Below are 14,664 nucleotides of genomic sequence, written 5' to 3' on the forward strand. Positions count from 1 at the left end.
CAACACTCTTTGCCGCGGGCCGGTGGACTGCCTGATTCTGCTTGCAATTTCCTTGTCGTTATTTTATGGTGCGCCGCACCAGAACAACAATATGGTGCAATCTTGACGTCGCAAAATAACAAAAGCAGCCTGGCGGCAACGACGCTGGCTGCCATTGGCATCGTCTACGGCGATATCGGTACCAGCCCGCTGTACACCCTCAAGACCATCTTCGACCCCACCCACGGCCTCGCGCTGAACACCCCCAACCTGCTCGGCATCATCTCCCTGATCTTCTGGGGGCTGACCCTGATCGTCTCGCTGAAATACGTCACGCTCGTGCTGCGCGCCGACAACCGCGGCGAGGGCGGGATCATGGCACTGATGGCCCTGGCCCTGAATTCCGTCACGCGCACCTCGCGCTGGCACTATCCGCTGATGGTGATCGGCGTGTTCGGCGCCACCATGTTCTATGGCGACAGCGTGATCACGCCCGCGATTTCCGTGCTCGGCGCCATCGAAGGCCTGGAAGTGGCCACGCCGGCGCTGTCGCACTACGTGGTGCCGATGGCGGTGGTGGTGCTGGTCGGTTTGTACAGCCTGCAGCGCCACGGCACCGCCGGCATCGGGCGCTGGTTCGGTCCGGTGATGATCGTCTGGTTCGCCGCGCTGGCCATCATGGGCGTGATCAACATTGCCAAGGCCCCGGTGATCCTGGAAGCGCTGAACCCGCTGCACGCGGCGCGCTTCGTCATGGAAAACCAGTTCATCGCCTTTGTCGCCCTGGGCGCGGTGGTGCTGGCGCTTACCGGCGCCGAAGCCCTGTACGCCGATATGGGCCACTTCGGCAAGAAGCCGATCCGCGTGGCCTGGTTCATGATCGTGTTCCCGGCGCTGGCCCTGAACTACCTGGGCCAGGGCGGCCTGCTCATCACCGACCCGACCGCCGTGGAAAATCCCTTCTTCCACCAGCTCGGCACCTGGAGCGTGTATCCGCTGGTGATCCTGTCGACCATGGCGGCGGTGATCGCCTCGCAGGCCACGATTTCCGGCACCTATTCGATGACCAAGCAGGCCATCATGCTGGGCCTGCTGCCGCGCATGCGCATCCTGCACACCTCGGAAAGCGAGATCGGCCAGATCTATATTCCGGCGGTGAACTGGCTGCAACTGATCATCGTGCTGATCGCCGTAATCGGTTTCGGTTCCTCGGACCGCCTGGCCGGCGCCTACGGCATCGCCGTCACCGCCACCATGCTGGCCACGACCCTGCTGACCTTCTTCGTTACCCGTTACCGCTGGCATTTGCCGCTGTGGGTGTGCCTGGGCGCGACCGGCTTCTTCATGCTGATGGACATCGCCCTGTTCTCGGCCAGCACCCTGAAACTGCTGCACGGCGGCTGGTTCCCGCTGCTGCTGGGGGCGGTGCTGCTGACCGCCATGCTGACCTGGAAGCGCGGGCGCGAGCTGGTGTTCGAGAACCTGGAACGCCACGCGATCCCGCTCGACGCCTTCCTCGATTCGCTGTTCGTGGCGCCGCCGACCCGGGTGCCGGGCACGGCGATTTTCCTGCGCGGCGAAAGCGACGGCGTGCCGCATGCGCTGCTGCATAACCTGTTGCACAACAAGGTGCTGCACGAGCGCGTGGTGTTCCTGACCGTGCACATCCGGGAGGAACCTTTCGTGTCGCTGGTGGAACAGGTGCAGATCGTCGAGCTGGGCCACAACTGCTTCCAGCTGAACGTGCATTACGGCTTCAAGGACGAGCCGGACATCCCGGCCATCATGGCCCATTGCGGCACGCTCGGCCTGGTGTTCGAGAACATGGAAACCTCGTACTTCATCGCGCGCCAGACCGTGATCTCGGCGCCGGGCGGCGGCATGGCGCCGTGGCGCGAACACCTGTACGTGGCGATGTCGCGCAATGCGCGGGCCGCCGCCGACTATTACCAGATTCCGGCCAACCGGGTCATCGAACTCGGCACGCAAGTGGAGATCTGACCAACGCATACAAAAGCGATACAAAAAGCGGACACTCTGGCGGTCCGCCCTCGGTTAAGGTGCAGCGTTTCCTGTTTTAAACATCTGCACACTTATCCGGGAGTAGACCCCATGACATTCAAGTTCCCGCTGATGGCCGCTGCCTGCGCAGCCGTCTTCAGCCTCACCGCCTGCGGCGGCGGCGGTAGCAGCGGCAGCAATGCCGCGCCGGAAGCCGTCAGCGCCCCCACCGCCCTGAAGACCATCGACTCCGTGATCGGCACCGGTGCCGAAGCGGCAAACGGCAAGAAGCTGACCGTCAAGTACACCGGGTGGCTGTACAGCACCACGGCGGCCGAGAACAAGGGCAACCAGTTCGAAACCAGCACCATTACCTTCACGCTGGGCGTCGATTCGGTGATCGCCGGCTGGACCCAGGGCATTCCCGGCATGAAGGTCGGCGGCAAGCGCACCCTGCACATTCCGGCGAGTCTCGCCTACGGCAAGAACGGCCGCGGCCCGATTCCGCCGAATACCGGCCTGGTGTTCGATGTCGAGCTGCTGAAGGTCGAGTAAGCATCCAGGTTGAGCGCCAGCGCGCACTCCTGCGCTGGCGCAGATGACATGCACGTGCTTTCCTCCATCCTCGGGCTGCCCGGCCGTTTGTACACGGCCCATCCCGAACCGACGAGGAAACGATGCTTCATTACTGCCTGCGGCTACTCCTGCCCCTGCTTGCCTGCGCCTGGATGCCCGGCGCCCTTGCGCAGCCGGCATATGCGCTGGTCTTCGGACCCGAAAATTCCAGTCCGGGCGCCATCGACAATGCCGGGCGCATCGTCGGGCAGGTCGATGGACGCGCCTTTCTCTGGGACGGCGGCGCCGTCATCGACCTCGGCACGCTGGGCGGGGGCAGTAGCGCGGCGTTCGGGATCAGCGACAACGGCCTGATTACCGGCGGCGCCGACCGCCCGGACGGCAGCAGCCACAGCTTCCTCTACGATGGCGGCATCCGCGACATTGGCCAGCTCGGCGTGGCCAGCAGCGGCGCCGCTGTCAACAGCGCCGGCCAGGTGGCCGGCACCTGGGTCGATGCAGCCGGCGAAAACCATGCCTTCCTCTACAGCGGCGGCCTGGCGCGCGACATCGGCAACCTCGGCGCCGATTCGGCACGCGCCACCGGCATCAACGAAGCGGGCGACGTGGTCGGCTCGTCCTTCCTCGCCGGTTTCAGCGCCTTCCAGGCCTTTCTCTACCGCGACGGCGTCATCCGCAGCCTCGGCACGCTAGGCGGGCCGTCGAGCTGGGCGGCCGGCATCAACGACAACGGGCAAGTCGCCGGCACCAGCTTCATCGACGAGGAAACACTACACGCCTTTCTCTACACCGGGGGCGTGCTGCAGGATATCGGTTCCTTTGGCGGCGCCTTTACCGAGGCGCGCGGCCTGAACGATGCCGGCTGGGTGGTCGGCTATTCCACCTATGCCGACGATATCCCCGGCATCGATTTTTCCAGCGCCTTCGTCTACCGCGACGGCGCCATGTTCGACCTGAACGCCATCGTCGAGCGCCCTGGCGTGTGGTCCATCCTCGACGCCTGGGGCGTCAACGACCTGGGGCAGATCGCGGCCACGGCCTGCACCCAGGAAGGCGATTGCCGCGCGGTGCGGCTCGACCCGATCCCGCCGGTGCCCGAGCCGAAGCCGGGTGCCCTGATGCTGGCCGGGCTGCTGCTCGGCGGCGCCTGGCTGCGGCGTGGCATGCGCCGCAGACGATGACTGCCAGAGTGCATGGCGCCTCGTCCTACGTCGTCCCGTGCGCGCTCCTGTCTTGTGTACGATACAAGCAAGGTTTCGCCTGTCGAAACCCGCGTATGTCGAATAACAGGAGCACAGCCGCATGTCGCAACACATGACCCCTCACGAAATCGAAGAGCTCACCCCGCGTCAACGCATCTACGCCATTGTCGGCGCCTCGTCCGGCAACCTGGTCGAATGGTTCGACTTCTACATCTACTCGTTTTGCGCGCTGTATTTTTCGGCCGCCTTTTTCCCGTCCGGTAACCCGACCACCCAGCTCTTGAACACGGCCGGCATCTTTGCCGCCGGCTTCCTGATGCGTCCGGTGGGCGGCTGGATGTTCGGCCGCATCGCCGACCGCTATGGCCGCAAGAACGCGATGATGATCTCGGTGCTGATGATGTGCGGCGGCTCGCTGATGATCGCGGTGCTGCCGACCTATGCCCAGATCGGCACCGCGGCGCCGGTCCTGCTGCTGCTGGCGCGCCTGTTCCAGGGCCTGTCGGTGGGCGGCGAATACGGCACCAGCGCCACCTACATGAGCGAGGTGGCCGAGCCGGGCAAGCGCGGCTTCTTCGCTTCCTTCCAGTACGTGACCCTGATCGGCGGCCAGCTGCTGGCGCTGCTGGTGCTGGTGATCCTGCAGCAGCTGCTCAGCGACGCCGAACTGCGCGCCTGGGGCTGGCGCATTCCCTTCGTGCTGGGCGCCTGCGCGGCCCTGGTCTCGCTTTACCTGCGCCGTTCGCTGACCGAGACCACGAATGCCTCCGAGCGCAAGCGCAAGGAAGCCGGCAGCGTCGCCACGCTGCTGCGCGACCACCGCAAGGCCTTTGTCACCGTGCTCGGCTTCACCGCCGGCGGCTCGCTGATCTTCTACACGTTTACGACCTACATGCAGAAATACCTGGTCAACACGGCCGGCATGGACGCCAAGACCGCCAGCGCCGTCATGACCGGCGTGCTCGTCATCTACATGTGCCTGCAGCCGGTGTTCGGCGCGCTGTCCGACCGCATTGGCCGCAAGACCTCGATGATCTGGTTCGGCGCCCTGGCGGCAATTGCCACGGTGCCGATCATGACGGCGCTGCGCAGCGTCGACAGCCCGCTGATGGCCGGCGTGCTGATCGTCTGCGCGCTGACCATCGTCAGCCTGTACACCTCGATCGGCGGCCTGATCAAGGCCGAGATGTTCCCGGTGGAAGTGCGGGCGCTCGGCGTCGGCCTGTCGTATGCGGTGGCGAACGCGATCTTTGGCGGCTCGGCCGAATACGTGGCGCTGTGGTTCAAGCAGGCCGGGATGGAGTCGAACTTCTACTGGTACGTGAGCGCGATGTGCGCGGTCGCCTTCATCGTCGCCCTGCGCATGCCGGACCCACAAAAGTCCGGTTTGCTGAAGTAAGCCTGCTGAAACGAGCAGGCCCGGGGGACATGCTGCGCGTCAGCGCAGCATGTCGATGTGCATGATCCCGTCTTCGTCGTAAGCGTCGGAGATGGTCTCGAAGCCGAAGTCCTGGTAAAACTTTTCCAGGCGCTGCTGGGCCCCGATGCGGATGCGGTGGCCCGGATGCAGGGTTTCCGCATACTGGATGCCGTGCGCCACCAGCTCGCGGCCGACGCCCGAGCCGCGCACGTCGTTCGTGGTCAGGATGCGCCCGAGCGACATCTCGTCATATTTCGCGCCCGGGGCCAGGCAGCGCAGGTAGGCCACCAGCACGCGCCGGCCGCCGATGTCGCGCCAGCCGAGCAGGTGGTGGGCGTCGAGGTCGTAGCCGTCGATGTCCGGATACAGGCAAGTCTGTTCCAACACGAATACCTGCTGGCGCTGGGCCAGCACTTCGTACAGCTGCGCGTTAGTCAGGTCGGCGAAGCTGCACCACTGCCATTCGATCATGTGTCTTCCGATTCAAGAGTAAAAGATTCAGGCGGCCGTCTCGAAACCTTCGAGCACGTTGACCGTGTTGATGCCGACGTCGCCGGCCTGGCCGCCTTCGAGCACGAAGACGGTTGGCAGGCCGAGCCAGGCGATGCGCTCGCCGATGCGCAGGAAGTCGGCGCCCTGCAGGCCGAAGCCGCCGCCCGGTTCGGCCGCGGCGGTATTCACGCCCAGCGCGACGACCAGCGCTTCCGGCGCGAACATGCCGAGCCTGATGCAGGCCGTTTCCAGCGCCGCCATCCATTCCTGGGCATCGCTGCCTGTCGCCAGCGGCAGGTTGATGTTGTGGCCATGGCCGCCGCCGTCGCCGCTTTCGTCGGCATGGCCCACGAAATAGGGATAGGCGGCGCGCGGGTCGGCATGGATCGACACGCACAGCACCTCGCCGCGGTTGTAGAAGATGCCTTGGGTGCCGTTGCCGTGGTGGTAGTCGAGGTCGAGGATCGCGACCCTTTTGAGGCCATCGTCGAGCAGGTGCTGGGCGGCCAGGGCCGCGTTGTTCAGGTAGCAGCCACCGCCGAAGAAATCGAAGCCGGCGTGGTGGCCCGGCGGGCGGGTCAGGGCAAAGCTGCCGCGTTCGCCCAGGCGCAGCGCGTGCGCGGCGTTGATGGCGCAGTCGGCGCCGGTCTTCACCGCGTTCCAGGTGCCGCCCATCAGGGGCGTGGCGCTGTCCATCGAATACAGGCCGAGGCGGCCGGCAAAGCTGTCCGGCTCGATGTCGCTGCGCATGGTGCGGATCGGCCAGCTGGAGGGCAGGGCGTCCTTGCCGGCATTGCCCGGGTCGAGGGCGGTCCACTCGCTCCAGGCGCTGCGCAGGAAGTGCAGGTAGCGCGGGCTGTGCACCCGCTCCAGCGACACCAGCGGCACCCGGTGCGGCGTGACGATCTCGCCTAGCCCGCGCCGCTGCAGTTCCGCCAGCACCAGGCCGGCCCGTTCGAGCGTGTCACGACGAAGCGCCATGTCGCCGCGGTCGCCGTCGTGGCCGCGGTGCTGCGCATGGTGTTCGTTGTAAAAGGTGAGCAAGGCATCCCCGGTATCGACGATCAGCTATGGTTACCGCACAGTGTACTGCTGTTGTACGCCGCCACGAAGTCGTCGAAGCTGCCGGTGTCGCTCTGCTCGATGATGGCCTGTTCGGCCAGCGACGCGGCGGCCTGTTCGAGGAAAACGGCTTCCTCGGCCGGCATCAGCGGGCTTTCGCGGAAGTAGGCCGCGTGCAGCTGGCTCTGGCGCAGCCCGAAAGCGGCGGCAGAACCGAGGGCGCGCACTTCTTCCAGCACGCGCGCCGACGGCGTCTTGCCCGGGTCGGCGATCTTGGCCTTTTGCTGCTCGAGCGAGGCTTCGTGCACGCCCGGCTCGTTGTGCTCGGCGTCCAGCAGGCGCGCCAGCGGGCGGATGCGCTCGACCAGCTCGTCGGCCCATTCCAGCAGCGGTACTTCCTCGCCGTCGCGGGTGAGCGTCAGGCCCGGCTTGCGGCCTTCCTTCACGGTGCGTGCGAAGTTGCGCGCGTGGACCTGGCCTTCGGCGGCGCTGATCAGGGGGCTTTCGTCGAGGGCGCAGAACAGCAAAAAGGCGTCGAGGAAGCGGCCGGTCTCCAGGCTCACGCCCACCGGTTCGAACGGGTCGACGTCGAGACAGCGCACTTCGATGTACTGCACGCCGCGGTTGCACAGCGCCTGCACCGGACGCTCGCCGGTGCGGATCACGCGCTTCGGACGGATGGTCGAGTAGTACTCGTTCTCGATCTGCAACACGTTGGTCGACAGCTGCACCCACTCGCCATCCTTCTTGGTGCCGATCGCCTCGTAAGGCGCATACGGGCGGTTCACCGCGTCCATCAGGCTGGTGACGTAGCTTTCCAGGCTGTTCTCGTGCGGGCGCAGGCCGGACTGGGCATCGTTCTGGTAACCCAGGTCGCTCATGCGCAGGCTGGTGGCATGTGGCAGGTAGAGGGTGTCCGGCGACAGTTCCTCGAGGCCGTGCTCGCGCCCGCGCAGGAAGCTCTTGGTCAGCGTCGGCGAGGCGCCGAACAGGTACATCAGCAGCCAGCTGTAGCGGCGGAAGTTGCGGATGGTGGCGATGTAGCTTTCGGACTGGAAGTCGCGCAGGGCATTGCGGCGCTCTTCCTGGACGCCCTCGCTGGTGCGCAGCAGTTCCCACAATCCCTCGGGCAGCGAGTAGTTGTAGTGGATGCCGGCGATGCATTGCATGGCCTTGCCGTAGCGCAGGGCCAGGCCGCGGCGGTACACGTGCTTGAGCATGCCGATGTTCGACTTGCCGTACCAGGCAATCTCGATGTCCTCTTCGGAAGGCAGTTCGCCCGGCATCGACTCGCTCCACAGCATCTCGTCGCCCAGTTTCGAGTAGGCGAAGCGGTGGATGGCGTCGAGGCGGTGCAGGGCCAGGCCGATGTCGTGCTCGGCCGGGGTAATGAACTCGAGCAGGGCCTCGGCGTAGTCGGTCGTGATCTGCGAATGGGTCAGGGCCGAGCCGAGCTGGACCGGATGGGGCGTGCGCGCAAGCTGGCCCTGGCGATCGATGCGCAGGGTTTCGCGTTCGATGCCGCGCAGGCCCTGGCCGAGCAAGCCACGGTGCGCGTCGTCGTCGAGCAAGGCCAGGCGGCGGGTCAGTTGGTTCGACACAGTGTTTCCTTTCTAATACTGCCTAATCAATTGGTGCAGAGAGTAACCGAAAATCGGACTGCGCGTCGGCGGACGCTGCATTTCCGAACCGCCAGGCGACGACTTGTGCACAGCTTGTATACAGCGTATCTACAGCATATCGACAGCCTGTCTACAGGCTGTTCACAGCCTTGTCTACCCCTTGCTCACAGTCTTGCCCACAGTCTTGTCCACAGGCGCGGGAGGCAAGGCAGGGGTGGGAGCGGCAGGGGACGCCGGCGCGGATGCCGGATTTCCGGCAGGTTTGTCGGCCGGCTTGTCCGCAGGATTTTCAGTCGGCTTTTCGGCCGGCTTTTCGGCCGGTCTTTCGGCGGCCCTGGCCGGCGGGGTCAGCGGGAAGGGGCCGGGTCCGGGCAATGCGGCAGCCGGCGCCGGCGTGGACGGCAGCGGCAGCAGGATCGGTCCCGGTCCGGCTGGCGGGGCGGGCGGCGCCAGCTGGGCCGCCAGCCATTGCCCCATCTCGCGTTCCAGCAGCGGCAGCGGTAGCGACCCCTGGCCGAGCAGCGCATCGTGGAAGCGGCGCAGGTCGAAGCGCGGCCCGAGCGCCGCTTGCGCCTTCTCGCGCAGCGCCTTGATGCGCAGCTGGCCGATCTTGTAGGCCAGGGCCTGGGCCGGCTGGGCGATGTAGCGGTCGACCTCGACGGCGTTGTCGGCGGCGGCGTTCGCGGTGTTCGCGTTCAGGTAGTCGATGGCCTGCTGGCGCGTCCAACCCTGGGCGTGGAGGCCGGTGTCGACCACCAGGCGCGCGGCGCGGAACATGTCGTCGTTCAGGTAGCCGAACCAGGAAAAGGCGTCCTTGAAGAAGCCGAGTTCCGGTCCCAGGCTTTCGGCATAGGTGGCCCAGCCTTCGCCGAAGGCCTCATCCCAGCGGTGGCGGCGAAACGCCGGCAAGCCGCCCAGCGCCTGGGCGCGCGCCACCTGCAGGTGGTGGCCGGGCAGAGCTTCGTGCAGGGCCAGCGTCTCGACTTCCCACAGCGGCTGGCGGTCCAGGCGCGCCGTGTTCACCACCAGCGCGGCGCTGCGGCTTGGCGTGCCGGCCTCGTAGTAGGCCGCCACCTGGCCGGCGGCGCCTGCCTGGCCCAGCGGCTTGACGCCGATGCTCTCTTGCGGAATGGCGCCGAACAGCGCGGGCAGGCGCGCCTCGGCGCGGGCGATGGTGCGGCGGTAGCGCGCCAGCAGGCTGTCGGCACTGGCCGGGAACAGGCGCTTGTCGCTGCGCGCAAAGGCCAGGAACTGCGGCAGCGTGCCCTGGAACCCGGTGCGCTTGACGGCATCGAGCATGGCGACGCGGATGCGCGCGACTTCCTTCAGGCCCAGCGCGTGGACCTCGGCCGGCGTGAGCTCGGTGCCGCCCGCCTGGCGCACCAGGAAGGCATAGTAGCCGGGACCGCCCGGCAGGCTGGCGGCGCCCAGCGATTCGCGCGCGGCCGGCAGGTAATCGTTGCGGACGAAGTCTTCCAGCTTGCGCAGGGCGGGGGCGGCGCTGTTCTTCAGGGCGGCATTGCCGGCGGCGAGCAGCTGTTCCCGGACTGCGGGATCGATGGTGGCGGGGATGCGTTTGAACGGCGCAGCCAGGGCGCCGTCCATCAAGCCATCGCGCATGATGCGCAGCATGTCGGGCAGGGCGCGCACGCTGGCTTTCGGCGCGGTCCAGCCGGTGCGCATGCCTTCGCGCAGCTGCTCGACAAGGCCGTCGACGTGGGCCGGCAATGCCTCCAGGCGGGCGATGTAGTTGCGGTAGTCTTCCTCGGTGGCGAAAGGCATCTGGGCGACCAGACGCGGCAGGCGCACGTGCAGGCCGTCCCAGGCGCTGATCGGCTGCGGGTCGAAGGGGTGGAAGGCGAACAGGGCGAGCTGGCGCTCCTTGTCGGCAATGAAGAGGTCGAGCGAGAGGCGGTCCTGCGGGCCCAGGCCGTTACGGTCGATGGCGCGCGCTTCGCCCAGGGCGCTGCGGGCGTGGTCGAGGGCGGCCTTGCTGGCGGCCAAGGTGGTGTCGGACAGGCGCGCATTGAAGCGGGCGTCGCCGAGCGTGGTGGCGTATTCGGGGTTGTGCTCCAGCTGCCATTCCCAGTCGCGCTCGAACAGCGCCCTGGCGTCTTCCGGCGCACCGCGCGCCACGCTGTGGAAGAGCGCGGTGAACAGGACGAGGAGGGCGAATAGGCGGCGCATGGGGGAGGCGTGGTGGGGGTGTGAGCATTGTAGCAACGCTCGTTAGCGCGGGGCGCAGCGGTGCTTTGCGGTTTGCTGCGGTTCTTGTGGTGGGTTCTCGAACCCACCGTGCGACCGACGCTTACCTGCGCCGCCCGCCACTGACGCGCTCGATGCCCGCCAGGTCGCGCCAGCTCTGCGCTTCCAGGTACCCGGCGTCGGTCAACAAGGCGCGCACCGCCTCCGCCTGGTCATAGCCATGCTCCAGCAGCAGCCAGCCGCCCGGCGTCAGGTGCGCGGCCGCGCCCGCGATAATCGTCCGCAAATCCGACAAGCCATCCGCATGGTCGGTCAGCGCATCGGCCGGCTCGAAGCGCAAATCGCCCTGCGCCAGGTGCTCGTCGCCGGAAGCGATGTAGGGCGGGTTCGACACCACCAGCTCGAAGGTTTCACCTTCCAGCGCCGCGAACCAGTCGCTGCGCAGGAAGCGCACCCGCGCGCCATTCGCCTCGGCATTCGCGCGCGCCACCGTCAGCGCCTCTTCGCTGACGTCGAGCGCCGTCACCTGCGCATCGGGCCGCGTATGCGCCACCGCCACCGCGATCGCGCCGCTGCCGGTGCCCATGTCGAGCATGCGTGCCTGCGCCGGCAGGCGTTCGAGCGCCAGTTCGACGATCAGTTCGGTGTCCGGACGCGGAATCAGCACCGCCGGCGTAACGCGGAAGGGCAGCCCGAAGAATTCGCGCTGGCCGACGATGTAGGCGATCGGCTCGCCGCCGATGCGGCGCCCGACCAGGGCCGACAAACGCGCCGCTTCTTCCCCGGTGAGCTGGCGCTCGGACTGCGTGATCAGGCCCACGCGCGTGATGCCCAGCGCGTGGCACAGCAGGATGCGGTTTTCCAGCGGATCGAGGGGCAGGCCCGCCTGCAGGGACCCGATGCTGGCGCCGGCGGCAATCATCGTGCGCGCCGCACCAATACCCAGACCAGGGTGACGGTCAGCAGCACGAACCACACCGCCGACCACTGCGGGATCGACAGGCCGAACAAACCGTCGGTGGCGTTCTCGCACAGGCCGTCGGCCTGGAACAGCCAGGGCAGCAGGGTCGCGGTCGGGATCTTGTTCAGCATGGTTTCCATCGGGTCGATGCCGCAGGAGAAGCCGGGATTGGCCAACACGTACAGGTGCTTGCCGACCACGCCCAGGCCGCCGAGCGCCGCCAGCAGGGCCACGCCGGCGCCCGCCTTGATCTTGCCGGCGAATGCGCCAACCAGGCTCGCGATGCCGACCGCCAGGAACAGGTAGCGCTGGATCACGCACAGCGGGCAGGGCAGCATGTCGTGGGCGTGCTGCAAATACAGGGCGGCGCCGATCAGCGCGAAGCTGACCGCGGCGACGATCAGGAGGACGGTACGGGAAGCGGGCATGCGGTTCGGCTCTCGATGGTCAGGAAACAGGGGCGATTCTCGCACGAAGGCCAGGACCGCAGGGCTGTATTTTCACATTGGCAACTTAGTGCGGACTTAATTCCCCGCCTTGGTGTTCGCTCAGTCGCCCAGCGCCGCCAGCAGTTCGGCCTGGTGCTCGGCCGCCAGCGCATTCGTCAGTTCCGCCAGGTCGCCATCCATGATGAAGTCGAGTTTATACAGCGTCAGGTTGATGCGGTGGTCGGTCAGGCGGCCCTGCGGGAAGTTGTAGGTGCGGATGCGCTCGCTGCGGTCGCCCGAACCGATCAGGCTCTTGCGGGTGGCCGCCTCTTTCGACTGCTGCTCGCGCAGCTGCACGTCCTTGATGCGCGCGGCCAGCACCTTCATCGCCTGCGCCTTGTTCTTGTGCTGGCTGCGGTCGTCCTGGCACTCGACCACGATCCCCGTTGGCAGGTGCGTGATGCGCACCGCGGAGTCGGTCTTGTTGATGTGCTGCCCACCCGCGCCCGAAGCCCGGTAGGTGTCGATGCGCAAATCGGCCGGGTTGATGTCCACGTCCTCGACTTCGTCGGCTTCCGGCATCACGGCCACGGTGCAGGCCGAGGTGTGGATGCGGCCTTGCGTTTCGGTGGCCGGCACGCGCTGCACGCGGTGGCCGCCCGACTCGAACTTCAGCTTCGAGTAGGCGCCGTTGCCGACCACGCGCACGATCACTTCGCGGTAGCCGCCGAGATCGGACGCCGATTCCGACACCATCTCCACCTGCCAGCGGTTGCGCTCGGCAAAACGGGTGTACATGCGCAGCAGGTCGCCGGCGAACAGCGCCGACTCGTCGCCGCCGGTGCCGGCGCGGATCTCGAGGAAGATGTTGCGCTCGTCGTTCTCGTCCTTCGGCAGCAGCATTTTCTGCAGCTCGAGGTCGAGTTCCGCCAGGCGCGCCTTGGCCGCCTCGATCTCCTCTTGCGCGAAGTCCTTCATGTCGGGATCGGCCAGCATCTCCTGGGCCGCGGCGATGTCGCCGTTGGCGTCGCCATACTGCTTGTAGACGTCGACCAGCGGCGCCAGCTCGGCGCGCTCGCGCGTCATCTTGCGGTAGCTGTCCATGTTGGCGGTGGCGCCTTCGGACATCAGGAGTTCGTCGAGTTCGACCAGGCGGTTCGCCAGTTGGTCGAGCTTGGCCAGCATCGATGGTTTCATGGGCTCTTGTTGGATACGTGTACGGGAGCGCACGAGGGCGCGGGGAAGCGCCCGCATGCCGGGCGCGCAATACGGGAGGGCCGCTAACGGCGGCCGCGGAACAGCTGGGGCAAGAGGCTGGCCAGGCGCGCGCGTTCGTCGCCCTGGGCGCGGTGCAGCGCCTGTTGCGGGCCATGCAGGAACTTGGCGGTCAGGCCTTTCGACAGCGCTTCGAGCACGGCGTCGACGTCTTCGCCGCGCGCCAGCAGCTTGCGCGCGCGTTCGAGTTCGGCCAGGCGCAGCGCCTCGCTGGACTCGTGCAGGTCCTGGATCACGGGCACCATGGCGCGGTCGCCGACCCAGTGCATGAAGGAGGCGACGCGGTTCTCGATGATGGCTTCGGCCTGGGCCACGGCGGCCTGGCGGCTTTCCATCCCGGTCTGCACCACTTGCGCCAGGTCGTCAACGGTGTACAGGAACACGTCGTCGAGACGCGCGACTTCGGGCTCGATGTCGCGCGGGACGGCCAGGTCGGCCATGAACACCGGACGGTGGCGGCGCGCCTTGATCGCGCGTTCGACCAGGCCCAGGCCCAGCAGCGGCAGGGTCGACGCGGTACACGACACCACGATGTCGAAGCGCGGCAGCTGTTCTGGCAAGTCGGCCAGGCGGATCGCGCGGCCGTTCAGGCGCGTGGCCAGCGATTCGCCGCGCTCCATGGTGCGGTTGGCGATGGTGATCGACTTCGGATTCTGGGCCGCGAAGTGGGCCGCACAGAGTTCGATCATTTCGCCGGCGCCGATGAACAGCACGTGCTGGTCGGCGATGCGATCAAAAATGCGCTGCGACAAACGCACGCAGGCGGCGGCCATCGACACGCTGTGGGCGCCGATCTCGGTGGTCGTGCGTACTTCCTTCGCCACCGCGAAGCTGCGCTGGAACAGCTGGTGCAGGTAGGTGCCCAGGCCACCGGCTTCCTCGGCGGTGCGCACCGCGTCCTTCATCTGGCCCAGGATCTGCGGCTCGCCCAGCACCATCGAATCGAGGCCGGAGGCGACGCGGAAGGCGTGGCGCACGGCTTCGTCCTGCGGCAGCATGTAGAGGTGGGGGCGCAGCTCGGCGTAGTTGAGCGCGTGGTAATGGGCCAGGAACTGGGCCGAGGCGTCGAGCGGATCGGGCACGCCGCTGGCCGCATACAGCTCGGTGCGGTTGCAGGTGGAGAGGATCGCGGCTTCGTCGCTGCCGCGGCGCTCGAGCTGGCCAAAGCGGCCGAACCATTCGCGCGCGGACTGCACGGCACGCCCGAGCTGCTCCGGGCCGAGCGCGAGCTCTTCGCGCAGCGCGACCGGTGCAGTCGTGTGATTCAGGCCAACGGCGAGCAGTTGCATTTCAAGACAGGGCGATGGGAGGGGATGGGGAGATTATACCCTTATGGGCGCAGGGTTTCATGGGACCCCAAGATTGTTGGCAATGGTTCAATCAGGTGGCCGATGATCATTGCAAACGCTTCACGGTATCGTGGTTGACGATCATTGGCAGC

General features: G+C 66.9%; 12 protein-coding genes. 4 read left to right on the plus strand and 8 right to left on the minus strand.

Translation table 11 applies throughout. The features are described 5' to 3' along the window. Positions 1–102: 102 nt before the first annotated feature. From ACWYRN_RS09035 to ACWYRN_RS09050, 4 genes are all read left to right on the plus strand, one after another. On the plus strand, positions 103–1,980 hold the full coding sequence (locus tag ACWYRN_RS09035; RefSeq protein WP_488692075.1) for a potassium transporter Kup: 1,878 nt from the start codon (positions 103–105) through the stop codon (positions 1,978–1,980). 111 nt (positions 1,981–2,091) lie between these two features. After that, positions 2,092–2,535 carry an FKBP-type peptidyl-prolyl cis-trans isomerase gene (locus ACWYRN_RS09040; protein WP_488692076.1) on the plus strand — a complete coding sequence of 148 codons (444 nt, stop codon included), beginning with the start codon at positions 2,092–2,094 and terminating at the stop codon, positions 2,533–2,535. Between the two features lie 122 nt (positions 2,536–2,657). Next, complete coding sequence (locus ACWYRN_RS09045; RefSeq protein WP_488692077.1) at positions 2,658–3,737, plus strand: DUF3466 family protein; 1,080 nt, start codon at positions 2,658–2,660, stop codon at positions 3,735–3,737. 121 nt (positions 3,738–3,858) lie between these two features. After that, a complete protein-coding gene (locus tag ACWYRN_RS09050; protein ID WP_488692078.1) occupies positions 3,859–5,157 on the plus strand; it encodes an MFS family transporter in 1,299 nt (432 codons plus the stop codon). Positions 5,158–5,196: 39 nt separating this feature from the next. Here the strand turns inward: ACWYRN_RS09050 and ACWYRN_RS09055 are convergent, their stop codons facing one another. From ACWYRN_RS09055 to hemA, 8 genes are all read right to left on the minus strand, one after another. Further along, positions 5,197–5,649 (minus strand): GNAT family N-acetyltransferase, encoded by a 453-nt coding sequence (locus tag ACWYRN_RS09055; protein WP_229436170.1) that lies wholly within the window; start codon positions 5,647–5,649, stop codon positions 5,197–5,199. A 27-nt stretch (positions 5,650–5,676) separates the two neighbouring features. Beyond that, complete coding sequence (locus ACWYRN_RS09060) at positions 5,677–6,714, minus strand: histone deacetylase family protein (protein ID WP_488692079.1); 1,038 nt, start codon at positions 6,712–6,714, stop codon at positions 5,677–5,679. Positions 6,715–6,734: 20 nt separating this feature from the next. After that, complete coding sequence (gene gshA, locus ACWYRN_RS09065; protein ID WP_488692080.1) at positions 6,735–8,333, minus strand: glutamate--cysteine ligase; 1,599 nt, start codon at positions 8,331–8,333, stop codon at positions 6,735–6,737. A gap of 174 nt (positions 8,334–8,507) precedes the next feature. Further along, positions 8,508–10,541 carry a DUF885 domain-containing protein gene (locus tag ACWYRN_RS09070; RefSeq protein ID WP_488692081.1) on the minus strand — a complete coding sequence of 678 codons (2,034 nt, stop codon included), beginning with the start codon at positions 10,539–10,541 and terminating at the stop codon, positions 8,508–8,510. Positions 10,542–10,662: 121 nt separating this feature from the next. Continuing rightward, positions 10,663–11,481, minus strand: a complete 819-nt coding sequence (gene prmC, locus ACWYRN_RS09075) for a peptide chain release factor N(5)-glutamine methyltransferase (RefSeq protein ID WP_488692082.1) — start codon at positions 11,479–11,481, stop codon at positions 10,663–10,665. Beyond that, positions 11,478–11,948, minus strand: coding sequence for a disulfide bond formation protein B (locus tag ACWYRN_RS09080; RefSeq protein ID WP_488692083.1), 471 nt, complete (start codon positions 11,946–11,948; stop codon positions 11,478–11,480). Before ACWYRN_RS09080 ends, prmC begins: the two co-directional genes overlap by 4 nt. 120 nt (positions 11,949–12,068) lie before the next feature. Beyond that, the gene (gene prfA, locus ACWYRN_RS09085) at positions 12,069–13,145 is read right to left on the minus strand and encodes a peptide chain release factor 1 (protein WP_488692084.1); all 1,077 of its coding nucleotides are present in this window, start codon (positions 13,143–13,145) and stop codon (positions 12,069–12,071) included. Between the two features lie 83 nt (positions 13,146–13,228). Beyond that, a complete protein-coding gene (hemA, locus tag ACWYRN_RS09090; RefSeq protein WP_488692085.1) occupies positions 13,229–14,512 on the minus strand; it encodes a glutamyl-tRNA reductase in 1,284 nt (427 codons plus the stop codon). Between the last annotated feature and the right edge of the window lie 152 nt (positions 14,513–14,664).

Source organism: Massilia sp. BAP21 (assembly GCF_057801335.1).

Bases quoted from the DNA above. Each gene is read 5' to 3' on its own strand.
- ACWYRN_RS09050 (WP_488692078.1), top strand. From the start codon at position 3,859: ATGTCGCAACACATGACCCCTCACGAAATCGAAGAGCTCACCCCGCGT.
- ACWYRN_RS09040 (WP_488692076.1), top strand. From the start codon at position 2,092: ATGACATTCAAGTTCCCGCTGATGGCCGCTGCCTGCGCAGCCGTCTTC.
- ACWYRN_RS09080 (WP_488692083.1), bottom strand. From the start codon at position 11,948: ATGCCCGCTTCCCGTACCGTCCTCCTGATCGTCGCCGCGGTCAGCTTC.
- ACWYRN_RS09045 (WP_488692077.1), top strand. From the start codon at position 2,658: ATGCTTCATTACTGCCTGCGGCTACTCCTGCCCCTGCTTGCCTGCGCC.
- hemA (WP_488692085.1), bottom strand. From the start codon at position 14,512: ATGCAACTGCTCGCCGTTGGCCTGAATCACACGACTGCACCGGTCGCG.
- prmC (WP_488692082.1), bottom strand. From the start codon at position 11,481: ATGATTGCCGCCGGCGCCAGCATCGGGTCCCTGCAGGCGGGCCTGCCC.
- ACWYRN_RS09070 (WP_488692081.1), bottom strand. From the start codon at position 10,541: ATGCGCCGCCTATTCGCCCTCCTCGTCCTGTTCACCGCGCTCTTCCAC.
- prfA (WP_488692084.1), bottom strand. From the start codon at position 13,145: ATGAAACCATCGATGCTGGCCAAGCTCGACCAACTGGCGAACCGCCTG.
- ACWYRN_RS09055 (WP_229436170.1), bottom strand. From the start codon at position 5,649: ATGATCGAATGGCAGTGGTGCAGCTTCGCCGACCTGACTAACGCGCAG.